Here is a 26,828-nt window from a genome sequence, read left to right on the forward strand (position 1 = left end):
ATATCCCCCCTAGCGCTCCCTATAATAAGTGGAATTAACATTACTTTGCTCTTATAAATGAAAACTATCCATTTACAATAACGCCCCCATTTACATGTATCATTTGCCCAGTAACATAGGATGAATCACCAGATGCCAAGTATACGTATGCCGGCGCTAATTCATATGGTTGACCAGGTCTTTGCATCGGAACATTGCTCCCAAACTGAGAGACTTTCTTCTCATCAAAGCTCGATGGAATAAGCGGTGTCCAAATCGGGCCTGGTGCAACACCATTTACCCGAATCCCTTTTTGCACTAACGATTGAGAAAGTGATCTTGTAAAAGCTACGATTGCTCCTTTCGTTGCGGAATAATCAATTAACGTTTCATTTCCTTCATATGCAACGATAGATGCCGTATTTATAATGACATCCCCTTTCTTCAAATGAGAAAGGGCTGCTTTCGTAACGTGAAAATAAGAAAAAATATTAATACGAAATGTTTTTTCTAGCTGTTCTGCTGTAATATACTCTAGCCCTTGCTGCGGATATTGCTGTGCAACGTTATTAACTAAAATATTTAAACTACCTAACTGCCGGGCGGTCTCTTCCACAATATCTTTACAATGCTGTTCATTACTCAAATCCCCCGGCAACAATACACACTTTACACCTTCTTTTTCAACACGTTGTTTCGTCTCATTTGCATCTTCTTCCTCATCTAAATAAGCAATCGCAACATTTGCCCCCTCTTTTGCAAAAGCGATGGAAACTGCTCGTCCAATTCCGCTATCCCCTCCCGTAATTAACACATTCTTCCCTTTTAACTTTTCACTTCCTTTATAGTTTGCATCTTCAAACTGCGGAAGGGGGCTCATTAATGATTCAATACCTGGCTGCTTATTTTGATGTTGCGCAGGCATTGTTATAAAGTTTTTTTGTTGTGGCATAGCTTCTTTCAACTCCTTTTCCTTAGCATGTGCACAATAAAAAGCTGAAATTCACACATCGTTTTACGATTAATATTCGAATTTAAGACACAAAATATGAATTGTTATAAACTTTTTATGCAAAACTATTGCAAAATAGATAAAAAACGAATATTATATATAACTGTTGTGAAAATTATTCGTAAACAGAAAGGATGTTTATATGTTTAACCTTTCAAAACATAAAACTTCTATTAAAACTGAAATTATGGCAGGTATTATTACCTTCTTAACAATGGCATATATCATTGTCGTAAACCCTGTTATCCTTGGAGATGCAGGTGTTCCATTTGAACAAGCATTTACAGCAACAATTATTGCTGCTGTTGTCGGAACATTATTTATGGCAATCTTTACAAACTTACCAATCGCAATCGCGCCAGGTATGGGATTAAATGCTTACTTCTCTTACTCTGTTGTAAAAGCGCATGAAGGCATGACTTTCGCAATTGCATTCTCTGCTGTATTCGTAGCAGGTATGATTTTAATTTTGCTATCATTTACATCTTTCCGTACAAAATTAATGGAAGCAATTCCTGAAAACTTAAAACATGCAATTACTGCTGGTATCGGGCTATTTATCGCCTTTATCGGTTTACGTTTAACAGGTATCGTTACAAAAAATGATGCAAACTTAGTTGGACTTGGTGATCTTCACTCTGCTCCAGTACTACTAGCATTAGCTGGACTTGGAATTACAATTGTCCTTATGTCTTTAAATGTAAATGGCGCACTATTTATCGGGATGTTATTAACTGGTATTATCGCTTTCTTCACAGGACAATTAACATTCTCAAACGGTGTTACATCAATGCCTGGATTACCAGAAGGAATTATCGTTTCAAATCCAATTACTGCTGTATCTGACGTAATTAACTACGGATTATACGGCGTTGTATTCTCATTCTTCCTTGTTACACTATTCGATACAACAGGTACATTACTTGGCGTTGCACAACAAGGTGGATTTATGAAGGACGGAAAGCTTCCAAAAGCAGGACGAGCTCTTCTATCTGACTCATTCTCAGCAACTATTGGTTCTATGTTCGGAACGACACCATCAACAGCTTACATTGAATCATCTGCTGGTGTTGCAGCTGGTGGTCGTACTGGTTTAACAACTGTTACAGTAGCTGTTCTATTCGCATTAGCAGCATTCTTCGGACCATTAGTAAGTGCTGTTTCTGGTGTATCAGCTATTACTGCTCCATCATTAATTATCGTTGGTAGTCTTATGATGGGTTCAGTTCGCCACATCGATTGGGACGCATTTGATGAAGCATTCCCAGCATTTTTAGTAATCTTAAGCATGCCACTTACATCAAGTATCGCAACAGGTATCGCACTTGGATTTATTTCATATCCACTTATGAAAGTGGCAAAAGGTAAATTCCGTGCTGTTCACCCACTTGTATATGTATTTGGAATTTTGTTTGCTTATCAATTGATATTCTTACCACATTAAAATCCCTCATAAAGAGGGATTTTTTTATACATAAAAAGTAGAGCATCGAAATTCGATGCTCTATTTTCCTTTTTTAAAAGCAATATAAAAAGGCTACAGAGAAATTCTTCTCCGCAGCCTAATATTTATTTTTGCAAGAACGCCTGCAAATCTGCAAACTGTCTCTTTGCATCTTCATAGCCTTGCTCGTATAGATTTTGTAGTTTTGCTGTATCTTTTTCCATACGATCTACTTGAAGCGGTACTTCTGGACGAATAACAAATAAATTCCCAGCTTGTTCTTCTTTTTCAATATAGTGAAGTGTTTCATTATACACTTCATAACGATTTAGCATCGTGTTCACAAGGTTCGGATATTTTTTATAAGCTTTCGCAGCAATCCACCCAAATCTTGATTTTTTCTTTGCGTAACCATGATTTCTCGTTAAAATTACGACTGATTTTTTAAATCCATCTTCCTGTGCTTTACGAACTGGAATTGGATCAGAAATCCCGCCATCTAACAGTTGCTTACCACGATAATTTACGACTGGTGCAATGAAAGGCAATGAACTAGACGCTTGTAATAAATTTAGTGCATCATCATTCGTTCCTTCTTTTTCAAAATAAACAGACTGTCCTGTTTCACAATCCGTCGTTCCTACAAGGAAACGTTCTGGACTATTAAAGTATGTTTCAAAATCAAACGGCACATGCTTTTCTGGAATTTCATGAAAAATGAAATCCATATCAAATAGCTGACGTTTTCTCCATAAATTTTTATACGATAAATATTTCGGATGTGATGCATAATCAATATTGACCGTTTTATTTCTATTTCTTTGTCTGGAAAGATACGACGCTGCATGACAAGCACCAGCTGATACACCGATTACATATGGAAAATATAAATCTTGTTCCATAAAGTATTCTAATATCCCGCCCGTGTATACACCACGCATACCGCCGCCTTCTAATACTAACCCCGTATTTTCAAGCATGTTACTCTCTCCTCTATATATATTGACTCTTTAATTATTCACCATGTTAAGTATCTTTTTCTATTATATATGAGTTCTTTCAGAAATTATATTTAAAAGCCTTGAGAAAAAGGAGTTTTTTCTTCCAATTATATTTCCAAATGACCGGAGACATCCTTTATAAACCTTTGAATAAAGTCTTGCTCTTCTTTCGTATATCCATCTAAAAGTAACAACCACTTTTCTTCAGCTTGCTTATGCAATTTTTCATGAGCTTTATATATTTCATTCCCACTCTCCGTTAAGCTGAAGAAGATTTCTTTTTGATTATCTAACATTTGCATCTTCTCAACGAATTGCTTTTGAAACAACTTTGTACAAATTTTAGAGATTGCTCCCTTCGTCATGCCCATTTCTGTCGTAATTGCCGTTACATTCATCAAACCATTTTTTCCGATACATTCGATTACATGTAACTCAGATAAAGACATACTACTTACGCCTGTCTCACGAAGAAACTTCTCATTTTGTCGTTTTAAATGTTCTTCTTTTTTATGCAAAAGTGTACGAATGTCCGAAAGTATTTCCATTTGCTTCGTTGCATGCTTCAATCCGTTCGCCTCCTAAGTTTCCAAAGAAACAATTTAACTATATACCATTTTAAAACCATTTTTTCATCTTTACAAGTAAGAAAATCATGTTAAAATAAATTTAGTTTCCGAGGAAACTAAATCACAAGGAGGTTAACATGATGAAAAACTCTAAACTAACTTTTATTTTATATGTTGTCTGTATTAGTGCCTTACTCGGTTCCTTCGCTCAAAATATTTACACACCTATCTTACCGATGATTCAAAATTCTTTTCACACTTCTCTTTATCTTGTAAATGTAACAGTTTCACTTTTCACATTCGTTCTTGCAATTATGCAGCTCGTATATGGACCTTTAATTGATACAAAAGGGAGAAAATCTGTCCTTATCCCTAGTTTAGTCATTAGTACAATTGGTTCAATCGGATGTGCCTTTTCGGCAAACATTTATTTATTTCTCTTTTTTAGAGCTGTTCAAGCTATAGGAATAGCGGCTATACCTGTAGTTTCAGCAACGATTATCGGCGATTTATTTGAAGGAAAAGAACGCGGAGGAGCGATGAGCCTATACCAAATGTTACTTGCCCTCGCACCTGCAATGGCTCCTCTCATAGGTGGTTATCTTGGCAGTATAAATGGTCACTTATCTGTATTTCTCTTTTTATCTACACTTGGCATTATCTTATTAATTATAAACATTTCACTACTCCCAGAAACAAAGCCAAATATAATTAAACAATCTAAAGCACAAAAGAATTACTCTCTTATCTTAAAAAATAAAACTGGATTTTCTATTACTCTTATTGGCTTCATTCAATTTTGTATTTACTTTTGCTTTCTCGTTTTTTTACCGAGTATTTTAACAAATTCATTTCATTTAACTGTAAATAAAATTGGTCTTATGTTTGTACCAATGTCTCTTTCTATCATGCTAGGAAGTTTTTGCTACAAATTTTTGCAAAAACGCCTCACAACAAAGCAAGCTTTATTTATTACGAGTTTCTTCAATATTATATGTGTCGTTTTATTCTCTTTCACATATAACATCAATATCCCATTCATCATTATCGTTACATCTTTGTACGGTTTTAGTATGGGACTTTCTATGCCAACTCACACTACTTTATTAACAGAAGAATTCGTACAAGAACGCGCAACAGCTATCGGTATGTACAACTTCATCCGCTATCTTGGTATGGGCACAGGGCCACTTATAGGTGGATTTCTTTTATTTAACCAAAATTACTTTTGGATTTTCTTCCTAGGTGCAATTATGTTTTTACTTGTAATCTTATATACAATGAAAATGCTAAGTTTTCATTCTGTACAAAAAGCAAAATAGAGCCCCCAAAAAGGTCGGCTCTATTTATCCTCTTTGATCCGCAACAATATGAATATCAATATACTTTGTTTGTCTCATAATTTCATTTACAATAGAGCCTTTTCGTATTTCTTCCCACCTTGTTCTAGCCGATTGTCCAAGTAAAATTTGTGTTACTTGCAATCTTTTCGCGACTTCAATAATAACATCCGCTGGCTTTCTTCCCTTTGCTTCTTCTAATACAAAACTTGCATCAAATTGATTCGTGAGCGCCTTCCACTCTTCGATCGTCTGCTTTTTTCCAGCTGAAATAGAATCTATATTTTCCCTCTCAACGTTTAATACGTACAATTCAGCATTTAACCGATCAGCCATGCGCCATCCCCGTCGTATTAATTTCTCCGCTGTTGAACTGTATTGTACACAAACGAGAATTTTTTCTTTTACGCCAATCGGTTCTATTACTGTTTGGCTAATTTTCTCGTCCATATCATCCGCAACTTCTCGAAGTGATAATTCCCTAAGTGCTCCTAAATTATTAAGTGTAAAGAAGTTTTGTAAGCTTTGCTGAATTTTTTCTTCTTTATATATCTTTCCGTCTATTAGTCTCTTCCTTAATACCTCGGGCGTTGCATCAACGAGCTGAATTTCATTTGCTTTTTGTAAAATAAAATCTGGAATTCGTTCTCTTACTTTTACATTCGCAATTTGAGCTACAATATCATGAACACTTTCTAAATGTTGAATATTAAAAGCTGATAATACCGATATACCAGCCTCTAACAATTCCTGCACATCCATATAACGTTTCTTATGTTTAGAACCAGGAATATTACTATGCGCAAGTTCATCCACTACAACTACTTGCGGCGCGCGTTTTTTTATTCCTTCCACATCAAGCTCATAAAATACCTTTCCTTTATACTGTATTTCTTTCAAAGGAACTTTTTCTAAATCAGCAATTGCTTCTTCCGTCTCTTTTCTTCCATGCGTTTCAATTAAACCAATTACAATATCAATTCCATCTTTTTTCATTTCCCTTGCATCAAAGAGCATTTTATAACTTTTTCCTACGCCTGGAGCTGCTCCTACATATAACTTTAACTTTCCCCGATTTTGTTGCCGAATATATTCTAAATATTCCTCTGGCGTTCGCCTTTGAAACTTCGGTTCATAATCATCTGCATACACAATAAACACCACCTTTCATTCGAAACAACGCTACCTCAATCCATTAGATTGAGGTAGCACTGTTACTATTTCATTAATTTCTGTAACGCCAAATTTAGCTTTAAGACGTTTACGCGGGTCTCTCCAAATAAACCAAGCGCAGCACCTTCTGTTTGATCTTTAATCAATTGATTAAGTTTTTCTTTCGGAATATTCGTTAATTTCGAGATGCGATCCACCTGCACCGAGGCCGCCTTTGGACTAATATCAGGATCAAGCCCTGAACCTGAATTTGTCACTAAATCTATTGGTATTTCTGTAACCGGAACAGCTGGATTTTTTTCCTTCCAGTCCGCAATACTTTTCTCTACTCGCTTTGCTAAATCTGGATTAGATGGTGCATAGTTATTTGAACCAGATGCTTCAGCCTTATATTCAATACTAGAAACACGCCCTTGAAAATAACGTGGATCCTTGAAGTTTTGACCAATTAATTTAGAACCAATCACTTCATTTTTATCATTATATATTAGACTTCCATCCGCGTTATCCTTCATTACTGCTTGTGCAATACCAGTAACAATAAGTGGGTATACAAGTCCACACAACACTAGAAATGTAAAAGTAATACGGATAATTGGTGATAGTATACTTTGTTTCTTCTCCATCTTTTTCCCCTCTTCCTTATATAAACAAGCCGACAATCATATCAATTACCTTAATTCCAATGAACGGAACGATAACTCCGCCAAGCCCATAAATAAGTAAGTTTCGGCTAAGCAATGCATTAGAACTCATTGGTTTATATGCAATACCTTTCATCGCTAACGGAATGAGTAATGGAATAATAACAGCGTTAAATATTAATGCTGATAAAATTGCTGACAGTGGTGATGTTAGTTTCATAATGTTTAATGCTTCCATTTGCGGAATCGCAAGTGTAAACATTGCTGGAATGATTGCAAAATATTTCGCTATATCATTCGCAATACTAAACGTCGTTAAAGCACCTCGCGTCATTAACAATTGCTTACCGATTCCTACAACCTCAATAATTTTCGTTGGATTTGAGTCTAGATCAATCATGTTCGCCGCTTCTTTCGCTGCTGTCGTACCACTGTTCATCGCTAATCCAACGTCCGCCTGTGCTAATGCTGGAGCATCATTTGTACCATCACCTGTCATCGCTACAAGTTTCCCTTTATCTTGCTCTGCTTTAATAACAGCAATTTTATCTTCCGGTTTACACTCGGCAACGAATTCATCTACTCCAGCTTCTTTTGCAATCGTTGCTGCTGTTAACGGATTATCACCTGTACACATAACCGTTTTAATCCCCATTTGGCGCAACTGTTCAAAACGATCACGCATACCCGGTTTTACTGTATCCTTTAAATAAATTAAGCCATAAATACGATTATCTACTGCAACTACAAGTGGTGTTCCGCCCTCTTTTGAAATTAAGTCAGCTTTTTGATTTACATCTTTCGGAATTGTTCCGCCTTGTGACTCAACCCATTCAATAACGGCACCTACAGCACCTTTTCTCACTTTCGTTCCGTCTTGTAAATCAACACCACTCATTCTCGTTTCTGCTTTAAACGGAACAAACTCACCTTGTTCTGCAAGTTCTCTATTATATGATATAGATTTTCCCTGCACATACTCGATAACAGATCGACCTTCTGGTGTTTCATCTAAAACAGAACTAATAGCGGCCCACTTTCCAACTTGCTCAATCGTTTCATTTCCTACAGGTAATAATGTATGAGCCATTCGGTTCCCAAAAGTAATTGTACCTGTTTTATCTAAAATAATTGTATTAATATCGCCAGCAGCTTCTACTGCTTTCCCTGACATCGCTAACACGTTAAATTTTGTTACCCGGTCCATCCCAGCAATACCAATCGCTGATAGCAAACCACCAATTGTCGTTGGAATTAAACATACTAACAACGCTACAAGTACAGCAGTATCAATTTGAAAACCTAAATAATTTGTAAAAATCGGCAACGTCACAACGACGATCAAGAAAATAAGAGTTAAGCTCGTTAATACTGTATTTAAAGCAATCTCATTCGGCGTTTTTTGACGAGCAGCTCCTTCTACTAAAGAAATCATTTTATCGATAAATGATTCACCAGGATTACTCGTAATGACAATTGTAATTTCATCACTTACGACCATCGTTCCACCTGTTACGGAACAAAAATCACCGCCTGCTTCTTTTATAACAGGAGCTGATTCACCTGTAATTGCAGATTCATCTACAGATGCTAATCCTTTGATTACTTCGCCATCACTTGGAATCATTTCTCCTTGTTTTACGATAACAACGTCACCTTTTCTAAGATCAGTTGCTGAAACTTGGACAATGTCTCCATTTTCTTTTACTACATTTGCAAACACATCTTTCTTCGACTGCTTTAAAGAATCGGCTTGCGCTTTACCACGACCTTCTGCTAATGCTTCTGCAAAATTCGCAAATAAAACTGTAAATAATAGAATGAGAGAAACTGTTATATTAAACCATCCTGGTATACTACTAGAACTGCTTGGAAGAAAAGATAAAATGAACGTAATGATAAATCCAATTTCCACAACGAACATAATCGGATTCTTTATCATGACCTTCGGATTCAATTTCGCAACGGATTGCTTCATCGCATGTGTTACGATATCACGATCCATCGTTTTCGCTTGTCTAACTTCATCTTCTACAGCATGTATTTGGGACTCATTTAATTGTTTTTCTTTTACTACTACCGGTCTCATCATTTACCCTCCATTACTTCAATGTAAGAAATTCTGCAATTGGACCGAGTACTAACATCGGGAAGAATGTTAATGCACCGACAATTACAATTGTTCCGATGAAGATGCCACCAAATAAACTATTATCTGTACGGAACGTTCCGACTGTTTCTGGCACTACCGTTTTTTCTTTCAATGAAGCTGCCACAGCTAGCATCGTAATTAAACTGAAGTAACGTCCTAAAAACATAACTAAACCAGTCGTAATATTCCAAAACGGTGTATTATCTCCTAATCCTTCAAATCCAGATCCGTTATTCGCAGCTGACGATGTATATTCATATACCACTTGCGTCAAACCGTGGAAACCGGAATGAGAAATAGCATCCGTCCCTAAATTTGTTGAAAGAGCTAATGCCGAAAATCCTAAAATGAGCAATGGATGAAATAAAATCGTGACCGCGATTAATTTCATTTCCTTACCTTCAATCTTTTTACCTAAAAACTCTGGTGTCCGTCCAACCATTAACCCAGATATAAACACCGCGATAATTGCATACATAATAATGTTTACAAAACCTGCTCCAACGCCGCCATACACAGTATTTAACATCATATTTACAAGCGGAACTAAACCGCCAATTGGTGTTAACGTATCATGCATCGTATTAACAGCGCCTGTTTCAGCAGCTGTCGTTACCGTTGCGTATAATGAAGAAAATACTGTTCCAAATCGTACTTCTTTCCCTTCTGTACTTCCTTGTACATGTTCGATACCCATTCCATTTAATGCCGGATTCCCATTTAGTTCAGATGTCGTAATCGTTATAAATCCTAGTAAAAACACCATAAAAAGTGATACGAAAAGGATGCGACCTTGTTTTTTATTTCCTACCATTCGTCCGTACGTAAATGGAAGTGCTGTTGGTAATAACATCATAAGCATCATTTGCAAAATATTACTCATTTGTCCTGGATTTTCAAAAGGATGCGTAGAGTTCGCTCCGAAAAATCCACCGCCGTTATTTCCAAGTTCCTTTATGGAAACGAATGATGCAACAGGTCCACGTAATATACTTTGCTTTGCCCCATCAATCGTTTGTGCTGTAACCGCCCCATCTAACGTTTGGGGTACGCCAAGTGCGACAAAAACTAGTGCCGCAATAAATGCGATAGGAAGAAACACTCTCGTTAACGCTCTCGTAAAATCAACGAAAAAGTTACCAAGTTCTTTTCCAGCAAGCCCTCTTATAAAAGCCATAACGAGCGCTAATGTCGTTGCTGGTGCCGCAAACATTAAAAATGTAATCCCGATTAATTGTGATAAATAGGATAAACCATTTTCACCGCTATAATGCTGTAAATTTGTATCAGCCATAAAACTAATCGCTGTATTAAAAGCGAGCGTAGGCTCCATCCCTTCAATATGCGCTGGATTTAGCGGCAGCACACCTTGTAATCTGAAAATGAAATATACAACAACAATCATAAATCCGTTGAGTAAAACTAATGATAATGCGTACTGTTTCCACGTTTGATTGTATTCTTTTACACCCGTAATTTTAAAAATAAGTTTTTCAAAAGGCCCAAATACTTTATCTAGCGTTTTGCTACCTTGAAAAGCTTTTTCTAAATAAACCCCCGTTGGCTTTGCTACTAAAATAAACAAGAGCATTGTAATAATGACTGCAACCCAAATCATAATGAATGATTCCCCCTAATTAAAACTTCTCTGGATTTAATAATGCATACACTAAATACACTGTAATTGCTGCGACAATAACCGATAAGACAATCATCATGATTGCTTTCCTTCTTTCACAACTTTATCTGACCAACTTGCAAGACTTGCCATTGATGCAACTAATAAAATAAAAATCCCGACCATTACAACATCTAACATAGCTATCCCTCGCTTTATTTTTGTTAAAATTTACCATTTAAATATTAAAAAAGAACACTGAGCTCTACTCAGTGTTCAAAAAATGAACAACAAAAAGTAAACCTCCTCTCTAAACGCTTACGAGGTTAGCTGTCGGATTCGGGCCTAAAGAGTAGCCCTACTTTCAAAACTGAAAGATTCACCCCAAGTGACGATGCACAAAATTGGTTCCCCCGCTCCATTTCTGGAACTCAGCGATTTTAGGTTTTTTTGGAAATTTTATGAATGATTTATGAGAGTAAATATACTCCTCTATATTTCACTTGTAAAGGAGTAAATTACTGAAAATAATAATATTTACATTCATTTAAACGCTTACATTGAAGATTATTACTATTATTTCATCTATTTTCTTTATTTCTCTTCTCTTTTCTTAAAAATGACCTTTTAAATATGAAATAAAAAGAGCGAATGACATGAAGTGCATAGCTTGTTGCACTCAGCATTCGCTCTTTTTTATTCAACCTTTATTCTCCTCGTAAAAATGCACGTAAATTTCTCCCGCGAATATAAACTTGTGTCAATTCTGCATGTAGCTGCTCATACTCGGTAATATCTACCTCTAAATACAAAGCATCTTTTGATGGTAATATAATATACGGCCCTGGAAAAAGGGGATCGATCTGAACCAATTCTTGAACTCGCTCTACCGATACTGCCCAACGATTTGCTATATCTCCAAGTAATAGTACCTTCATCATTTCTTCCCCCGCCCTATTCAAAAAATAAAAAAGAAATATTATCACAATTTGTAAACACGACAAACTTAGCTCCAATTGTTTCATAGAGCCTCGCTGGATATCGTTTATTCCTTGTAACAACAGTAATAGGTGCTTGAAAAGAAAAGCGAATGTGTTCTGTGAAAAAACTAACGATTGGAAGCTCATCCCCTAGTAAAATCACCTTCTTAATACACTCACAAATACTAGTAAAGTCCTGCTCCTTACTGCAGCTATAAGTCCAATCAAACCCACAATTCCTAACTTCAGCCGCTATCTCTTCATTTGCTGTAAAAATAATTAACTCATGTTGAAATGATACTAAATCTCTTAAACTATTTACCTTACTTTCTTCTCCAACACAAATAAGTGTTAGTTCCATGTACCTCATCCTCCTTAGTATAAAAGAAATCAAACATAGATTGATATTCCCCTATACTAATCAGATCGATGAAGTGATGTATCCATCATGGCACCGTCCTCTCTCAAGACGCTTACGAAGTTAGCTGTCGGATTCGGACTTTGAGAGTAGCCCTACTTTCAAACTTGAAAGATTCACCCCTAGTGACACTGCACAAATTGGTTCCTCCGCTCCATATAATTGGACTCAGCGTTTACAAAAAAATGTATTCTGGCTGATATATTACTCCTGTATTTTGAAAAAGTAAACAGAAAAAAAGCCAGTTATAAAACTGGCTTTTCACTTATCTATACACGCGTTCTATTCACTTTATACGCAAAATGATTCGTCGGTCCATGACCACTACCAATATTCAATGGCTCTTCAATTGCTATACTAATAAATCGTTTTGCTTCTTGAACAGCATCTTCAATTGCGTATCCTTTCGCAAGTCCTGCTGTAACCGCTGAAGCAAATGTACACCCACTTCCATGCGTTTGCTTTGAAGGAATTCGCTCGCTTCTAAACTCAATAAATTTTTCTCCATCAAAGAGGAAATCAATTACTTCATTCCCTTGATATTCTGCATGTCCGCCCTTCATAAGCACATATTTAGCACCTAATTCATGCAATATTTTTGCAGCTTCCTTACTATCTTCAACATTATGAATCTCCATCCCAGTTAACACTTCTGCTTCTGGGACATTCGGTGTTATAACAGTTGCTACTGGTAATAAATATTCTTTTAATGCTTGAACTGCTTCTTGCTGTAATAATGATGCACCGCCTTTTGCAATCATAACGGGATCTAGCACAATATTATTCCAGCCAAACTTTTTAATTTGTTCTGCAACAATTTGAATTATTTCACTACTAAATAACATTCCTAGTTTCACTGCATCTGGTGTTACATCCGTACCAATTGAATTCAGCTGTTCTGTAATACCTTCTAATGGAACAGGATATACCCCTTGAACGCCAAGCGTGTTTTGAGCAGTAATTGCCGTAATAGCCGTCATTCCGTATACACCAAGCTCTTGGAATGTTTTTAAATCTGCCTGAATTCCAGCACCGCCGCCGCTATCAGACCCTGCAATTGTTAAAGCTTTATTCACTTTCATCCCACTCATCCTTTTCTATCCAAAATAGCGATGATAAATCGTTTTTGCTTCGCTTATATCTTTCGTTCCATGTACGAGCACACGGCCATCTTTAAAGGCTACTAACCTCTTGTCTTCAACAGAAAATGATAGTAAATATGGATTTATATTTAAATCATTTACACGACCTTCCAACAACTCTTTATATTGTTCAAAATTCATTTCATCTTTATGAGGTGGTCTAATTTGAACTGTATTTCGCCCGCATAAAACTGCTGTTTTTGATGTGTTTTCTTTATTTAAATACGGATATAATGCATTCTCTCCGCATGAAGGACAATTATGCTGGCGAAGTTTTTGCACATTCATACATGAATACTCATTCTTCCACATATCAAACGATACAAGCCCATCTCGAAGTGATTCGTAATCTTCTACTAACAGTTTAAGAGCTTCTGTTACTTGATGAGAAACGACAAGAGATACAGCAGGTGATATAATACCCGCTGTATCACATGTTGCCCCGCCAAGCGGAATCGACTGTAATAAACATGATAAACATGGTGTTTTACTAGGAAGGATTGTGTAAGAAAGACCGTAACTACCTACACATGCACCGTAAATCCATGGAATAGAATATTTTTGTGATATATCATTTACAATAAAGCGCGTTTCGAAATTATCAGTCGCATCAATAATTACATCAACATTTATAACAAGTTCTTCTAGCTCTTCAGCTGTTACATCTTGAACGAGAGCTTCTATTGTTACATCACTATTAATCTCTTCTAAACGTTTTTTAGCCGCTATAGCTTTTGGAAGATTATTCTTTACGTCGCTCTCTGCATACAATTGTTGTCTTTGTAAATTACTCCAATCTACATAATCACGGTCAACAATTGTTATCTTGCCAACACCTGCTCTTACAAACATCTCTGCATTTGCACTACCTAATGCACCTGCACCGATAATAAGCACATGCTTTTCTCTTATCTTTTGCTGTCCTTCTTCTCCAATTGGAGAAAATAGTTCTTGGCGAGAATATCGATTATTCAACTACGCTCATTCCTTCTAAAGGACTACTTGCAGTTGCACAACGCTTACGTGCAATGCGACCTGCTTCAAATCCTAAACGGCCTGCTTCAATACTTAATTTCATTGCTTGTGCCATTTTAATAGGATCTTTTGCTCCTGATACAGCTGTATTTAATAACACGCCATCTGCTCCTAATTCCATTGCAAATGCCGCATCAGCTGGGCTACCAATACCGGCATCAACGATAACTGGTACTGTCGCTTGTTCAATAATGAAGCTCAAATTTAATGGATTTACAATACCAAGTCCTGATCCGATTGGAGATGCTCCTGGCATAATCGCATGCACGCCAAGCTCTTGTAATTTACGTGCTAATACAACATCATCAGATGTATACGGAAGTACGATAAATCCTTCTTCCAGTAACATTTCAGATGCCTTTAATGTTTCTACCGGATCAGGTAATAACGTTCTATCATCACCAATAACTTCTACCTTTATCATGTCACAAAGCCCAGAAGCTTTTGCTAATTTTGCAATACGAACAGCCTCTTCAGCGTTTTTTGCTCCTGCTGTATTTGGTAATAACGTATATTTTTTCACATCAAGTTTCTCTAATAAATTAGGTTGCTTTGCATCAAAGATATCCATACGACGTACTGCAAACGTTAAAATTTCAGCTTCAGAAACGTCAATTGCCTTTTGCTGTACGTCAAAATCAGGGAATTTACCTGTTCCTAATAAAAGTCTAGAATGAAATGAAAATGGTCCAATGTTTAACATAATCAACCGCCTCCTACGAAAGTTACAATCTCAATTTGGTCTCCATCAAAAACAGATGTATCTGTATGATCATCTTTTTGTAAAATATCTTTATTACGCTCTACTACAACAATTCTGTTATCTAGCTCTAAATGTGTAAGTAGCTCAGCTACTGTTTTTACACTCGCTGGCACTTCAATTTGGTTACCATTAATTTTTAAATTCAAACTTCCATCCCCTTTCTAAACTCTTCTAGAAAGCAATGAATCTAGCAAATGATTCTCTTGCTTTCCTTCTATTAAATCAGCCATATATTGGCCAGAAATAGGACTTAATAAAATACCGTTTCGATAATGGCCCGTGCAAGCATATAAACCTTTTATTTCTTCATGCTCTCCCATATAAGGAGCTTCATGATTCGATTGTGGTCTTAATCCTGCCCACGTGCTTTCCCATTCTGCTTCTTTTAAAGCTGGCAATATTGTATAAGCACGCTCTAATATAGAAGTTATACTTTCTGGCTGCACAGTTTTATTGAACGTATGTGGCTTCATTGTTGCCCCAATTACGTAACGTCCACCGCGCTTTGGAGTAATGTAAAATCTTTCTTGAAAAATAGGTGCTTTTAAAAGTTGTTTTCTACTTCTTACCGCAACCACTTCTCCTTTAACTGGATATGTACCCCAATCGCGGTGAAAATAACTGAGTAACTTCGTGCTCCATGAACCTCCTGCAATAACGACTTTCTCACATGTGACAATACCTTCACTTGTAATAACTCCAGTCACTTTATTATTTTCAATACGGATATCAAATACTTCTGTCTGTTCATATATATCAGCACCGGAAATCGCTGCAGAATGTGCGAATGCTTTCGTAAGCTCTGGTGCAATAACATGACCGTCTTTCGGATAATATACTGCTCCTATAATAGATTCGGATAGATATGGCTCTTTTTCCCGCACATGGTCTCCCGTTAGAAAATAAGAATCTTCACCTGTTTTCTGCTGCCAATCCATAATGTGAAGAATTCTTTCCTTCTCATCTTCATTTTGAGCAATACGATAAATTCCTTTTTCTTCATATCCAATATCAACACCCGTCTTTTCACGTAAAACTGCTGCAAGTTGTGGAAATATAGCTCGGCTTTCTCTAGCAAGTTCAAATAGCGGATCATACGCATCCCATTCTGCCTGAACACCAAGTAAACCAGCAGCTGCTTTTGAAGCTTCCGATGCAATACTTTGCTTCTCCACAATCGCTACTTTATGTCCTCTTTCTGCTAGAAAATGTGCAACTGAACTACCAATTACACCACCACCAATAATCGCTACATCATACTTCTCACACATGTTTTTCCGCCCACTTTCTTATTGATTCCTTATAAGATTTCGCTTTGCTATACGGGTTACTACTACTTACAATTCCAGACATAACTGCTATACCGCTTACACCGTTAGTAAGAACATCCACTGTGTTTTCTGGGGTAATTCCTCCAATTGCTGTAATCGGTATAGATAAACACCTTGCAATGTCTGAAATTTCTTCAAGCCCTCTCGCTGGCACACCTTTTTTACAATCTGTCGGAAATACATGGCCATAAACGAGTGAATCCGCTCCATTTTTAAAAGCTACTATTGCTTCATCTAGCGAATGCACAGAATAACCGACATGCAAATACGAAAACTTTTCTTTCACTGACTTTACATCTGTACTTCGATATCCTAGTTGAACACGAGGAATATTTAATAAAATTGCAATATCAATTCGATCGTTTATGACAATTTTAGAAGCCGGAAAGCCCTCCATTAATAGACTTTCCACACCTTCATATAATTCCTTCGTACTCTTCTCACGCTCACGAATATGCAAATAATCAATCTCACTCTCAATTTGCATCGCTACATTCACTAACTCTTCGAATGGCATATGGCCATTTGAGATTACGTGGAGCTCATTTTTCATATTCATTCGCCTACTTTAAAATATTTTCGAATAATTCATCGGCTGGGACGGTTTCTTTCGTCATTCCTTTGTCCTTCAGCCACTTATTTTGTTTCTCCCAAGATTCTTTTGAATCTGATAAGAATGGCTCATCTTTCGTTTCCATCTTCTCTAATAAAATTTTCATACTTTCCTTTTCAACTTCTGGCACAAGTGGGAAGTTTTCTTTTTCTTGATGATTTAATAAAATATTCAATGCTTCATCTGGGTTTTTCTTCATGAAATCATAGCCTTTTTTCGTACCACGTAAGAAAGCTTGCAACGCCTCTTTATCTTTTTTCAACGTTTTATCACCTGTTACAAACACAAGCTCATGATAGTTTGGTACTCCGTAATCAGCTGGATTAAAGTACGCTGGTTCATGGCCTTCATGACGCATAACAGGTACTTCATGGTTAATGTATGCCCCTGTTACCGCATCTACTTTCTTCGTAATTAATGCTGGTACTAAATCAAAGCCAACATCTACTACTTTCACTGTATCAGGATTACCACCAGCTTCTTTTACCATCGTTTTTAAATACATCTCACTTAATGGTGTTCCAGAGTATCCTACTGTTTTTCCTTCTAAATCTTTCGGTGATTGAATGCCCGCTGATTTCAGTGATACAACATGATTTAATGGTGAACGTACGACAGCCCCAATTGATTTCACTGGAATTTGCTCATTCGCTCTCGCCATAACAACATCTGGCTGATAATACAAGCCCACTGTCACCTTCCCTGCTGCTGCCAGCGTTAATGGATCAGTCGGATTAGAAGGGAATTTAATATTTACCTTTACACCTTCTTCTTTAAAGTATCCTTTTTCAATTGCTGCATAGATAAAGCTATGTACCGCATTTGGATACCAATCTAACATGACTGTTATTTCTTTCTCTTTTTTACTTTTGTCTGATGCTGAATTACTCGAACATCCTGCAATTATTGCAATTAATAATGTAAACACAAAGATGCGCTTTAAAAATTTCATGAATGCTTCCTCCAACTAATGAATTTCTTTTCTAATATGGAAATAATTACGACGAAGAAAATAGCTAATAATGATAACAATACAATAGGTGCAAATACGCCAGCTCCATCTAACTGCGTCATCATTCTCTTACTGAAATATCCAAGCCCAGCTTGTGCACCGAGCCATTCTCCAATTGCTGCTCCGATAACACTAAGCGGAACTGCAATTTTTAAAGCTGAGAAAAAATAAGGAAGAGCAGACGGCAACTTTAATTTAAGAAAAATATCTCTTTTTGTTGCTCCATATGTAACTAAGAGCTCCTCCCATTCTTTTTTCGTACTACGCAGTCCATCATACGTATTGACCGCAATTGGGAAAAACGTAATTAAAACTGTGACAACAACCTTACTCCAAATTGTATATCCAAACCATAAAACAAATAGCGGAGCAAGCGCAGTAATCGGAATCGTTTGTGAAGCAACTAATAATGGATAAAATGCTCTCTCCATCCATGTACTCGCATTCATTAACATCGCTAGCCCTACACCTAATACGATAGAGATAACAACACCTATTAAAACGACGTATAACGTTGCAGGTAAATGAACTGTAAATAATATGTCTTTTAGTTTCCATATCTTCATTAAAATCGCAGAAGGTGACGGTAAAATGTACATCTCATCTACAATTCTTGCTCCTATTTCCCACACAGCTAGTAAAATACTAGAAAGTGTAATAGCAGGAACTAATTCTTTCAATCGGTTCATCACACAAGTACCTGCCTTTGTAACATACTAAGAAGCTCATCTTTCAGCGCTAATACTTCCGGTTTATATAAATCTTTTCGTGTTCTGTTATGATCAAGCGGTACAGTCCGTTCAGTCAAAGTCGTTATCGGCTGCTGTTCCACTACTAAAACTCGGTTTGAAAGAAATAACGCTTCTTCAACATCATGAGTAATGAATAAAATTGTTTTTTCCCACTCTTGCCATTGTTCAAACAACCATTCTTGCAAAGAGGTCTTCGTTAAAGCATCCAACGCACTAAATGGTTCATCTAACAGCAATATCTCCCCGCCTGTTAATAAAGTTCGAATAAAAGATACACGTTGTCTCATACCACCAGATAAATCTTTCGGATATTTTTTCTCATACCCTTGCAAACCAAATTTATGTAACAGTTCCTTTGCCTTTACTTCTGCTTCTTTCTTCTGTACACCTTGGCACTCTAGCGGCAGGGCAGCATTCTCAATAATTGTTCTCCACGGCAAAAGCATATCTTTTTGCGGCATATATCCTACAGGATGGTGCTTTGTTTCTGTCAGTTCTATCTGTCCAGTACTTACCTTTTCTAGACCTGTAATAAGGCGAAATAAAGTACTTTTCCCACATCCACTCGGTCCGATAATACTGACAAACTCTTTCTCATGTATAGAAGCATTTAATTCATGGGTGATTGGTTTCTCATCGTAATGAAAAGAAACATTATGAAACTGTAGTATGTTCTTGCTCCTCAAATCCCCACATCTCCTTACGATAGGACATATCCCAGAATAAATATTCAAATCGACTGGAATTTAAGAAAATCTCCTCTAATCTTTCTAGTTCTTTCTCAGACTTTCCAACTGCCATTTCATTTAATAAATCTATTAACCAAATACAAAGATTACCGTATTCTTCCGAACTATATCCTTGAATCCACTCACCAAAAAACTCATGATCTCTTGCTCTAGGAATATCATTTAAACGCTTTCCAATTTCCCAATAGCTCCACATACATGGAAGAAGCGCTGCTATTAATTCCGCAAGTGTGCCATTTTGAGATACAGACATCATGTAATTTGTATAAGCTAAATTTTTAGCAGATGGTTTCGCAGACTCTATCTCCTCTATAGAAATTCCAAGTCTTTTTGCATATTGTTTATGGATTGTCATTTCGCCATTTAATATTCCATCAATTTGTTCAGCGAACTTTCCCATTACTTGTGGATTCGTTGCTTTTACAACACCAATCGCATATAACTTTGCATAATCTAGCAGATATAAATAATCTTGAATAATATAATACTGGAATTTATCTTTTTCTAACGTGCCATCTCCCATACCCACTACAAACGGATGATTATGACTCATCTCCCATACCGGTTGCACAGTTTCTAATAATCTATTGCAAAATTTCATTTCTCTATCCCCTTTCAATATATGTATCTAAATAAAAAACCACTTCTATATATAAGAAGTGGTTACAGCAAATAAAGTTATACATTTATTCGATGTTCCACTTCCCTTCGCTAGTATTACCTAGATCAGGTGTTGTAAGGGTTAAGGATTATTCCTCTCTCAGCAAGTCAAGCACCCCTAGTGGTTTCAATATGAAATTTTCAAATAAAAAAGCCCCGTTTCTATACGCAAAGAAACGGGGACTCATTGTTAGTGTCCGAATTGCTTCCCTACGCTAGCATAATCTAGATCAGGTAATAAAAAGGATCAAAGGCTTACGGCCTACTCTCAGCTGGCAACACCAGCTCTCCTAGCAAACTATAAAATTATCACTGTCAGTATAACACCCTAATAAGACATCATCAACTTTTTTAATTTTCTTAATTATCAACATAATATCAAAAGTATACAATACATACATTCTATTTTAGAAAATAAAACCCCGATTAATTGTATAAAAAGGAATCATTATCTTCAAAAAATTTATTTTTATATTGATTTCATATTACATTTATGTGAATACCCCCACTATATTATATCTTTATACTATAATAAAATTACAACTATACAACTAGAGGAGGTCTCTATTCCATGAATATGAAAGCTACTGCTTTAACAGCAACTACTGTAGCGATTGCTTCTTTACTTCCTTCTATGGGTGAAACAAATGTACAAAAAGCAAACGCTGAACAATTATCTAATATTAAAACTGGGTATGTCAAAGTCGATCAAGTAGCATTACATACAGAAGATAACGTAAAAAGCACATCAATTGATACAATTCGCTTTAATACAAAAGTGAACATCCTTGAAACAACTAATGGTTGGTATAAAGTATCTGTTCATAATAAAGTAGGTTATGTACAAAAAGATGCTATTTTACTAAAAAACAAACTTCAATCTAATGATCAATACATCGTTAATGCTAATGCATTAAACGTTCGCTCTGAACCTAATTTAGAATCTTCCATTTTAGATGTATTACCAAATGGTAAGTTTATTACCGTTCAAGAAGATCAAGGCGAATGGTATAAAATATCACATAATGGCCAAACAGGTTACGTACAAAAAGCATTCATCTCTAATGGTTCACAACCCTTAGTAAAAGGAATCACCGTTCAAAATAATACAAAATATACTGTTGCAACACCTAATCTAAATGTACGTAGCACCGCTAGTACAAGTAGCGCTCTACTCGGTTCATTACAAAACGGTACACAAGTACAAGTAGTAGAAACTGTAGGTACTTGGTATAAAATTCGTTTTGGCACAGGATACGGATATGTAGCAAAACACTATGTAGTACAAAATCAACCACAAGCTAAAACAGATCAGCCTTCATCAATTCCAGCTGCTTTCAAATTCCCCGCTCAAGGAAGAATTAGCTCAACCTTTGATATACGCTGGGAACAAATGCATTATGGTATAGATATTGCCGCTCCAGGAAACGTCTCTATCCAAGCTGCTGCTGCAGGTAAAGTTGTGAAATCTTATTATTCAGCTAGCTATGGCAATGTTGTTTTCATTGCGCATCAAATCAATGGGAAATTATATACAACTGTTTATGCTCATATGAAGGATCGCACTGTACAAGCTGGTGATCAAGTACAAACTGGACAATTAATAGGTCATATGGGAAACACAGGTCATTCATACGGGCAACATCTTCATTTTGAATTACATAATGGAGAATGGAATTTTGAAAAAACAAATGCAGTAAATCCACTGCCATATTTAGTTAGGTAAATTGTATGCCACGCAATATACCTCTTATAATTGAATACGTAGCCTTTTTAGGTTTAATCTGTTGTTTAATCATTTACAATACAAATATTGTATTTTTATCTATTATTATTGCTTTTGTTGCATTAGAAATTATGATGGAATCATTTCAAGTGCAACTAAAACAAAAAATTGCCCATATTTATAATGCTATTTTTCTTTTGAGTGCTCTCATAACAAATATAATTAGTAATGGCTTTTATTTATCTACTGTATTTCCAGTATTCTTTATGGCTGTTTTATTATTTGTAGCTAGATATATTAATGTCCCTTATAACCAAAAACAAAAACAAGAAGCTTAGAAAGAGGAGACACTGTGTACCAATCTTTCAAAGATACTCCAATAAAATACATATTGAATTTGTATAAGAAAGCCAATACTTTTTTTGGTATACAAGGAAGTTATACTGCACAACTTCTCCTATATGGAATGTTGTTTCTTATCTTAATCACTTTCTCCTTGTTTTACTAACAAAAAAGGATCTCACATAAACTGGAGATCCTTTTTAATTTATATTAATTTTTCATATCGAAAATATTGTTTATCCACAAGCATATTTTTCATAAATAAAGCTCAGATTATATTTTTTCTCTAAGCTCATTCGTTGTTCGTCATCGCACCAATAGAAAAGAATATCATGAATCGTTGCGTAACGCTTATTTTTAAGAAATAGCCTAAAGAATGATGGTAAACAATCATGTAATTGTATAAATATATAATTGCGTAGTGTTTCTTCTTTATATTCAATGCCCTTACAAATATACAGTAATTCTTCACAATAATATGCATGCTGTGGAACTTGTATCATTTCGAAAAATGGCACATAAGATAGTAGCTTTCCAATAAAATGACCATATCGATCCATTACTCCTATCGTCATATGCTCCATCATTTCTTTCATCACATATAAATAATCATCTACATGCGTTGTCTTTAATGGGTCTAAGCGATCGGAAATTTGAGATAATACAGCTCTTTGACATGCTAAAACTGCCTGACTAGGTCCATAATATGATAGGAAATCTGTACACTTACGATATTTCCGTAATAAATCATGTGTATACAAATCATATACAAAAGTATTACAATACATTGCTAAACTCATCATATCACTATTTAATTGCTCTTTTGATAATGATTTCGCTCTCTTGCACATATAAAAGAATGTAAATTCCAATACTTCTTTATGAGATAATAAATGTTTACAATCGGTTATACACTTCTCATTAAATTTAACTCTATCCCAAATTTCAATATCCCTATCTGTCAATTCACCTATACGATATTTAATAATTAAATAATTTAAAGCAACTGATTGCGTCAAAAGATCCCATGTTTCATATTGCAATGAAGTATGAACAAACTCAGCTAATCCTTGCGCTATCATAAAATCATTTGCCTCTTCATACCAACCAATCTCTTGGCATAAGCGAAGAATACGCACTAAAGTTGGAATTTCATCTTTATGAAACTGCGGTAATTTCTTTGCTTTATTCATGCCATATACGATAAATGCCGCTAAATTTTCTTCTTTATAAAATTCTTTCTCTTTCCATACTAATATAGTTCGTTCTTTCCCCTCACCTTTTGGGTGACAAGGTACAAGCAAAGAAAATAATTCAGCGAAATTATTTGGTTCTATATATGTATCTGTAACCAAATTCCAATTTGGATCGCCCTGTACAGCCTTCATATAATTCCCCTTCCCTTTTCATCTATGTAGGAAATATTAATTTATTATCGCACCACTAAAAATTAATATTGTTATATTCAAAATCTCTCATAATACTTATATCTATCAGTATATCATCTTTTCTCTTATTAAAAATTAAGAATAACAAATTTTAAAAAAATGTCGAAATTATTAACCACATACTTATTATATAATGTCTCAGATACATCACGCTAACATATTAGTTTAATCCATATATACTAGAATAATGTATCTGAAATTTATATATAATTTAGCTCTTTATGAGTGACCATTAAACTCTCGGTTAATGAAAGTTTCAATTTACTCTGTACGCTCTGAGATTTCGCTCAAGGCAAATCCAGCTTGATCATCTGCTGATTCCCTTATAGCTAAATCTCCTAGTGCTAACATGCCAATAAGTTGACCACTATCAACTACTGGTAATCGTCTAATTTGATGCTGTGCCATTAGCTCTGTAGCTTTTTCAATAGAATCATTTGGAGAAACTGAGATAATATTTGTTGTCATTACATTTGTAATCTTATTAGATCCAGGATGTTTTTCAGCAATCCCTCGAACGACTAAATCACGATCAGTAACAAGCCCAACAACTTGCTCATTTTCAACAACAGGAATTAATCCAACCGATTCTTCCTTCATTTTTACAGCTGCCTCATATACATTGTCTAGCGGTGTACAATGTACAATATGGGTACTCATTAAGTCTCTCACTCGTGTCATTATGATTTCCTCCTTTTTATACATACCATAGCTTTTCCAAAATTCCTTTATTTATTTCTGGAAAGTAACGTAATAAAAAGGATTAACAAAATAAAAAAGAGCCAGCATAATGCTGACTCTTTTTGTATGACCCGTACGGGATTCGAACCCGTGTTACCGCCGTGAAAGGGCGGTGTCTTAACCACTTGACCAACGGGCCATGGCTCCGCAGGTAGGACTCGAACCTACGACCGATCGGTTAACAGCCGATAGCTCTACCACTGAGCTACTGCGGAATAATATATGGTGGGCCTAAATGGACTCGAACCATCGACCTCACGCTTATCAGGCGTGCGCTCTAACCAGCTGAGCTATAGGCCCATATACTTTACAGGGGCAGTAGGAATCGAACCCACACTGGAGGTTTTGGAGACCTCAGTTCTACCTTTAAACTATGCCCCTAAATGATGCCGGCTAGAGGACTTGAACCCCCAACCTACTGATTACAAGTCAGTTGCTCTACCAATTGAGCTAAGCCGGCATAAAAAAATGGTGGCTCGGGACGGAATCGAACCGCCGACACGAGGATTTTCAGTCCTCTGCTCTACCGACTGAGCTACCGAGCCAACATAAATGGCGGTCCCGACCGGGGTCGAACCGGCGATCTCCTGCGTGACAGGCAGGCATGTTAACCACTACACCACGGGACCATTTGGTTGCGGGGACAGGATTTGAACCTGCGACCTTCGGGTTATGAGCCCGACGAGCTACCGTGCTGCTCCACCCCGCGACAATATAAAGTTTTAAAAAATGGAGGAGGTAGAGGGATTCGAACCCCCGCGCGACTCTCGCCGCCTGTCGGTTTTCAAGACCGATCCCTTCAGCCGAACTTGGGTATACCTCCATGAAGGAAAAAAATAAATATTTTATTATTATATGTCTAAACCATTAAAGAAAAAATGGAGGAGGTAGAGGGATTCGAACCCCCGCGCGATTCTCACCGCCTGTCGGTTTTCAAGACCGATCCCTTCAGCCGAACTTGGGTATACCTCCGAGACATATATTAAATAAAGTGGAGCCTAGCGGGATCGAACCGCTGACCTCCTGCGTGCAAGGCAGGCGCTCTCCCAGCTGAGCTAAGGCCCCATGTTTTTTGGGAATATCGGGAAGACAGGATTTGAACCTGCGACCCCCTGGTCCCAAACCAGGTGCTCTACCAAGCTGAGCCACTTCCCGTTAATAAAAGCGCGCCCGAGAGGAGTCGAACCCCTAACCTCTTGATCCGTAGTCAAACGCTCTATCCAATTGAGCTACGGGCGCATATGGTGCCGAGGGCGGGGGTCGAACCCGCACGGTGGTCACCCACCGCAGGATTTTAAGTCCTGTGCGTCTGCCTGTTCCGCCACCCCGGCATGTCATATTGAAAATTGGAGCGGAAGACGGGATTCGAACCCGCGACCCCAACCTTGGCAAGGTTGTATTCTACCACTGAACTACTTCCGCAAGACATGTATGAGTTATTTTATTAAAAGTGCGGGTGAAGGGAGTCGAACCCCCACGCCAAAGGCGCTAGATCCTAAGTCTAGTGCGTCTGCCAATTCCGCCACACCCGCATATTTCATTAAAATGGTGAGCCATGAAGGACTCGAACCTTCGACCCTCTGATTAAAAGTCAGATGCTCTACCAACTGAGCTAATGGCTCTTAATGGCTGGGCTAGCTGGATTCGAACCAGCGCATGACGGAGTCAAAGTCCGTTGCCTTACCGCTTGGCTATAGCCCATTAATTAAGAATGGTGGAGGGGGGCAGATTCGAACTGCCGAACCCGAAGGAGCGGATTTACAGTCCGCCGCGTTTAGCCACTTCGCTACCCCTCCGACATATATGGTGGAGGATGACGGGATCGAACCGCCGACCCCCTGCTTGTAAGGCAGGTGCTCTCCCAGCTGAGCTAATCCTCCATTTTGCCTGGCAACGTCCTACTCTCACAGGGACAAGGTCCCAACTACCATCGGCGCTAGAGAGCTTAACTTCCGTGTTCGGTATGGGAACGGGTGTGACCTCTCTGCCATCATTACCAGACTATATTCATTTAAGACAAGAATCATTTTAACTCATTTGACCTCGAAAGTCAATAAGTTTTTTATATTCTTTCAAAACTAGATAACATTTGCTACATATTATATGGTTAAGTCCTCGATCTATTAGTATTCGTCAGCTCCACATGTCACCATGCTTCCACCTCGAACCTATCAACCTGATCAT

General features: G+C 37.0%; 28 protein-coding genes, 20 tRNA genes, 1 rRNA gene and 4 riboswitches. Of the genes, 4 read left to right on the forward strand and 45 right to left on the reverse strand.

Annotation, left to right across the window (positions count from 1 at the left end; all coding sequences use genetic code 11):
- Positions 1-64 precede the first annotated feature (64 nt).
- A complete protein-coding gene (locus HMAS_RS20325; RefSeq protein ID WP_001136261.1) occupies positions 65-931 on the reverse strand; it encodes an SDR family oxidoreductase in 867 nt (288 codons plus the stop codon).
- 202 nt (positions 932-1,133) lie between these two features.
- On the opposite strand from HMAS_RS20325, the gene HMAS_RS20330 reads away from it, so the two are divergent.
- Positions 1,134-2,435 (forward strand): NCS2 family permease, encoded by a 1,302-nt coding sequence (locus HMAS_RS20330; protein WP_000482715.1) that lies wholly within the window; start codon positions 1,134-1,136, stop codon positions 2,433-2,435.
- A gap of 125 nt (positions 2,436-2,560) precedes the next feature.
- Here HMAS_RS20330 and HMAS_RS20335 read toward each other — a convergent pair whose 3' ends face one another.
- Together HMAS_RS20335 and HMAS_RS20340 are read right to left on the reverse strand one after the other, a co-directional pair.
- The gene (locus HMAS_RS20335; protein WP_000892679.1) at positions 2,561-3,415 is read right to left on the reverse strand and encodes a patatin-like phospholipase family protein; all 855 of its coding nucleotides are present in this window, start codon (positions 3,413-3,415) and stop codon (positions 2,561-2,563) included.
- A gap of 128 nt (positions 3,416-3,543) precedes the next feature.
- The gene (locus tag HMAS_RS20340; protein ID WP_000679681.1) at positions 3,544-4,005 is read right to left on the reverse strand and encodes a MarR family transcriptional regulator; all 462 of its coding nucleotides are present in this window, start codon (positions 4,003-4,005) and stop codon (positions 3,544-3,546) included.
- A gap of 140 nt (positions 4,006-4,145) precedes the next feature.
- On the opposite strand from HMAS_RS20340, the gene HMAS_RS20345 reads away from it, so the two are divergent.
- Positions 4,146-5,327 (forward strand): MFS transporter, encoded by a 1,182-nt coding sequence (locus HMAS_RS20345; protein WP_025709926.1) that lies wholly within the window; start codon positions 4,146-4,148, stop codon positions 5,325-5,327.
- 24 nt (positions 5,328-5,351) lie between these two features.
- Here the strand turns inward: HMAS_RS20345 and kdpDN are convergent, their stop codons facing one another.
- The 19 genes from kdpDN to tenA all read right to left on the reverse strand — a co-directional run bounded on the left by kdpDN (position 5,352) and on the right by tenA (position 20,328).
- Positions 5,352-6,506 carry a KdpD-like non-kinase potassium sensor gene (kdpDN, locus tag HMAS_RS20350; RefSeq protein WP_088859391.1) on the reverse strand — a complete coding sequence of 385 codons (1,155 nt, stop codon included), beginning with the start codon at positions 6,504-6,506 and terminating at the stop codon, positions 5,352-5,354.
- A gap of 56 nt (positions 6,507-6,562) precedes the next feature.
- A complete protein-coding gene (kdpC, locus tag HMAS_RS20355; RefSeq protein ID WP_025709924.1) occupies positions 6,563-7,144 on the reverse strand; it encodes a K(+)-transporting ATPase subunit C in 582 nt (193 codons plus the stop codon).
- Positions 7,145-7,160: 16 nt separating this feature from the next.
- Positions 7,161-9,251: a potassium-transporting ATPase subunit KdpB gene (kdpB, locus tag HMAS_RS20360; RefSeq protein ID WP_001248002.1), complete on the reverse strand. Its 2,091-nt coding sequence runs from the start codon at positions 9,249-9,251 to the stop codon at positions 7,161-7,163.
- 13 nt (positions 9,252-9,264) lie between these two features.
- The gene (kdpA, locus tag HMAS_RS20365; protein WP_006914749.1) at positions 9,265-10,932 is read right to left on the reverse strand and encodes a potassium-transporting ATPase subunit KdpA; all 1,668 of its coding nucleotides are present in this window, start codon (positions 10,930-10,932) and stop codon (positions 9,265-9,267) included.
- Between the two features lie 19 nt (positions 10,933-10,951).
- Positions 10,952-11,032 carry a K(+)-transporting ATPase subunit F gene (gene kdpF, locus HMAS_RS20370; RefSeq protein ID WP_000973728.1) on the reverse strand — a complete coding sequence of 27 codons (81 nt, stop codon included), beginning with the start codon at positions 11,030-11,032 and terminating at the stop codon, positions 10,952-10,954.
- On the reverse strand, positions 11,029-11,133 hold the full coding sequence (locus HMAS_RS20375) for a SipW-dependent-type signal peptide-containing protein (protein ID WP_000887894.1): 105 nt from the start codon (positions 11,131-11,133) through the stop codon (positions 11,029-11,031). The genes kdpF and HMAS_RS20375 overlap by 4 nt, the downstream gene beginning before the upstream one ends.
- A gap of 100 nt (positions 11,134-11,233) precedes the next feature.
- Positions 11,234-11,379, reverse strand: a riboswitch (cyclic di-AMP (ydaO/yuaA leader).
- A gap of 134 nt (positions 11,380-11,513) precedes the next feature.
- Complete coding sequence (locus tag HMAS_RS28275) at positions 11,514-11,636, reverse strand: hypothetical protein (protein ID WP_001034421.1); 123 nt, start codon at positions 11,634-11,636, stop codon at positions 11,514-11,516.
- Positions 11,637-11,639: 3 nt separating this feature from the next.
- Positions 11,640-11,873 (reverse strand): hypothetical protein, encoded by a 234-nt coding sequence (locus HMAS_RS20380; RefSeq protein ID WP_001985933.1) that lies wholly within the window; start codon positions 11,871-11,873, stop codon positions 11,640-11,642.
- A gap of 13 nt (positions 11,874-11,886) precedes the next feature.
- Positions 11,887-12,273: a hypothetical protein gene (locus HMAS_RS20385; RefSeq protein ID WP_000424090.1), complete on the reverse strand. Its 387-nt coding sequence runs from the start codon at positions 12,271-12,273 to the stop codon at positions 11,887-11,889.
- 93 nt (positions 12,274-12,366) lie between these two features.
- Positions 12,367-12,514: riboswitch (cyclic di-AMP (ydaO/yuaA leader) on the reverse strand.
- 85 nt (positions 12,515-12,599) lie between these two features.
- Positions 12,600-13,412 carry a bifunctional hydroxymethylpyrimidine kinase/phosphomethylpyrimidine kinase gene (thiD, locus tag HMAS_RS20390; RefSeq protein ID WP_048558602.1) on the reverse strand — a complete coding sequence of 271 codons (813 nt, stop codon included), beginning with the start codon at positions 13,410-13,412 and terminating at the stop codon, positions 12,600-12,602.
- A 15-nt stretch (positions 13,413-13,427) separates the two neighbouring features.
- The gene (gene thiF / locus HMAS_RS20395) at positions 13,428-14,447 is read right to left on the reverse strand and encodes a thiazole biosynthesis adenylyltransferase ThiF (RefSeq protein ID WP_001065417.1); all 1,020 of its coding nucleotides are present in this window, start codon (positions 14,445-14,447) and stop codon (positions 13,428-13,430) included.
- Positions 14,440-15,210 (reverse strand): thiazole synthase, encoded by a 771-nt coding sequence (gene thiG / locus HMAS_RS20400; RefSeq protein ID WP_000931981.1) that lies wholly within the window; start codon positions 15,208-15,210, stop codon positions 14,440-14,442. Before thiG ends, thiF begins: the two co-directional genes overlap by 8 nt.
- Before the next feature lie 2 nt (positions 15,211-15,212).
- A complete protein-coding gene (gene thiS, locus HMAS_RS20405; RefSeq protein WP_001049502.1) occupies positions 15,213-15,416 on the reverse strand; it encodes a sulfur carrier protein ThiS in 204 nt (67 codons plus the stop codon).
- A 15-nt stretch (positions 15,417-15,431) separates the two neighbouring features.
- Positions 15,432-16,541 (reverse strand): glycine oxidase ThiO, encoded by a 1,110-nt coding sequence (gene thiO / locus HMAS_RS20410; protein WP_000333313.1) that lies wholly within the window; start codon positions 16,539-16,541, stop codon positions 15,432-15,434.
- Positions 16,534-17,154 carry a thiazole tautomerase TenI gene (gene tenI / locus HMAS_RS20415; RefSeq protein ID WP_000787170.1) on the reverse strand — a complete coding sequence of 207 codons (621 nt, stop codon included), beginning with the start codon at positions 17,152-17,154 and terminating at the stop codon, positions 16,534-16,536. Before tenI ends, thiO begins: the two co-directional genes overlap by 8 nt.
- Before the next feature lie 10 nt (positions 17,155-17,164).
- Positions 17,165-18,166, reverse strand: coding sequence for an ABC transporter substrate-binding protein (locus tag HMAS_RS20420; RefSeq protein ID WP_000670416.1), 1,002 nt, complete (start codon positions 18,164-18,166; stop codon positions 17,165-17,167).
- Entirely contained in the window at positions 18,163-18,915 is a 753-nt protein-coding gene (locus HMAS_RS20425; RefSeq protein WP_001080853.1) for an ABC transporter permease, read from the reverse strand. The genes HMAS_RS20420 and HMAS_RS20425 overlap by 4 nt, the downstream gene beginning before the upstream one ends.
- Complete coding sequence (locus HMAS_RS20430) at positions 18,915-19,664, reverse strand: ABC transporter ATP-binding protein (protein WP_001256824.1); 750 nt, start codon at positions 19,662-19,664, stop codon at positions 18,915-18,917. Before HMAS_RS20430 ends, HMAS_RS20425 begins: the two co-directional genes overlap by 1 nt.
- Positions 19,633-20,328, reverse strand: a complete 696-nt coding sequence (tenA, locus tag HMAS_RS20435; protein WP_000666920.1) for a thiaminase II — start codon at positions 20,326-20,328, stop codon at positions 19,633-19,635. Before tenA ends, HMAS_RS20430 begins: the two co-directional genes overlap by 32 nt.
- A gap of 85 nt (positions 20,329-20,413) precedes the next feature.
- Positions 20,414-20,517, reverse strand: a riboswitch (TPP riboswitch).
- Positions 20,518-20,577: 60 nt separating this feature from the next.
- Positions 20,578-20,689: riboswitch (TPP riboswitch) on the reverse strand.
- Between the two features lie 269 nt (positions 20,690-20,958).
- On the opposite strand from tenA, the gene HMAS_RS20440 reads away from it, so the two are divergent.
- Positions 20,959-22,113 carry an SH3 domain-containing protein gene (locus HMAS_RS20440; RefSeq protein ID WP_001056037.1) on the forward strand — a complete coding sequence of 385 codons (1,155 nt, stop codon included), beginning with the start codon at positions 20,959-20,961 and terminating at the stop codon, positions 22,111-22,113.
- 5 nt (positions 22,114-22,118) lie between these two features.
- Entirely contained in the window at positions 22,119-22,451 is a 333-nt protein-coding gene (locus tag HMAS_RS20445) for a hypothetical protein (protein ID WP_001137823.1), read from the forward strand.
- 240 nt (positions 22,452-22,691) lie between these two features.
- Here the strand turns inward: HMAS_RS20445 and HMAS_RS20450 are convergent, their stop codons facing one another.
- The 23 genes from HMAS_RS20450 to rrf all read right to left on the reverse strand — a co-directional run bounded on the left by HMAS_RS20450 (position 22,692) and on the right by rrf (position 26,645).
- A complete protein-coding gene (locus HMAS_RS20450) occupies positions 22,692-23,843 on the reverse strand; it encodes a DUF3965 domain-containing protein (protein ID WP_000648913.1) in 1,152 nt (383 codons plus the stop codon).
- A gap of 321 nt (positions 23,844-24,164) precedes the next feature.
- Entirely contained in the window at positions 24,165-24,584 is a 420-nt protein-coding gene (locus HMAS_RS20455) for a CBS domain-containing protein (protein WP_000199011.1), read from the reverse strand.
- Positions 24,585-24,711: 127 nt separating this feature from the next.
- Positions 24,712-24,783, reverse strand: a tRNA-Glu gene (locus tag HMAS_RS20460).
- A 1-nt stretch (position 24,784) separates the two neighbouring features.
- Positions 24,785-24,859, reverse strand: a tRNA-Asn gene (locus tag HMAS_RS20465).
- A gap of 8 nt (positions 24,860-24,867) precedes the next feature.
- A tRNA-Ile gene (locus tag HMAS_RS20470) sits at positions 24,868-24,944 on the reverse strand.
- A 10-nt stretch (positions 24,945-24,954) separates the two neighbouring features.
- Positions 24,955-25,025: transfer RNA gene (locus HMAS_RS20475), tRNA-Trp, on the reverse strand.
- 6 nt (positions 25,026-25,031) lie between these two features.
- Positions 25,032-25,104: transfer RNA gene (locus tag HMAS_RS20480), tRNA-Thr, on the reverse strand.
- A gap of 9 nt (positions 25,105-25,113) precedes the next feature.
- Positions 25,114-25,189 (reverse strand) — tRNA-Phe (locus HMAS_RS20485).
- 8 nt (positions 25,190-25,197) lie between these two features.
- Positions 25,198-25,273, reverse strand: a tRNA-Asp gene (locus tag HMAS_RS20490).
- Between the two features lie 3 nt (positions 25,274-25,276).
- Positions 25,277-25,353, reverse strand: a tRNA-Met gene (locus HMAS_RS20495).
- 21 nt (positions 25,354-25,374) lie between these two features.
- Positions 25,375-25,467, reverse strand: a tRNA-Ser gene (locus HMAS_RS20500).
- Between the two features lie 56 nt (positions 25,468-25,523).
- Positions 25,524-25,616 (reverse strand) — tRNA-Ser (locus HMAS_RS20505).
- 20 nt (positions 25,617-25,636) lie between these two features.
- Positions 25,637-25,709: transfer RNA gene (locus HMAS_RS20510), tRNA-Ala, on the reverse strand.
- A 16-nt stretch (positions 25,710-25,725) separates the two neighbouring features.
- Positions 25,726-25,799 (reverse strand) — tRNA-Pro (locus HMAS_RS20515).
- A 10-nt stretch (positions 25,800-25,809) separates the two neighbouring features.
- Positions 25,810-25,883, reverse strand: a tRNA-Arg gene (locus HMAS_RS20520).
- Positions 25,884-25,886: 3 nt separating this feature from the next.
- Positions 25,887-25,975 (reverse strand) — tRNA-Leu (locus HMAS_RS20525).
- Between the two features lie 16 nt (positions 25,976-25,991).
- Positions 25,992-26,066: transfer RNA gene (locus HMAS_RS20530), tRNA-Gly, on the reverse strand.
- A 29-nt stretch (positions 26,067-26,095) separates the two neighbouring features.
- A tRNA-Leu gene (locus tag HMAS_RS20535) sits at positions 26,096-26,176 on the reverse strand.
- Positions 26,177-26,190: 14 nt separating this feature from the next.
- Positions 26,191-26,266: transfer RNA gene (locus HMAS_RS20540), tRNA-Lys, on the reverse strand.
- Between the two features lie 4 nt (positions 26,267-26,270).
- A tRNA-Gln gene (locus HMAS_RS20545) sits at positions 26,271-26,345 on the reverse strand.
- 11 nt (positions 26,346-26,356) lie between these two features.
- A tRNA-Tyr gene (locus tag HMAS_RS20550) sits at positions 26,357-26,440 on the reverse strand.
- Positions 26,441-26,448: 8 nt separating this feature from the next.
- Positions 26,449-26,524 (reverse strand) — tRNA-Val (locus HMAS_RS20555).
- Between the two features lie 5 nt (positions 26,525-26,529).
- A 5S ribosomal RNA gene (gene rrf, locus HMAS_RS20560) occupies positions 26,530-26,645 on the reverse strand.
- Positions 26,646-26,828 lie beyond the last annotated feature (183 nt).

The organism is Bacillus sp. HMA207 (assembly GCF_003402455.1).
In the GTDB taxonomy this organism is placed as follows: domain Bacteria; phylum Bacillota; class Bacilli; order Bacillales; family Bacillaceae_G; genus Bacillus_A; species Bacillus_A cereus.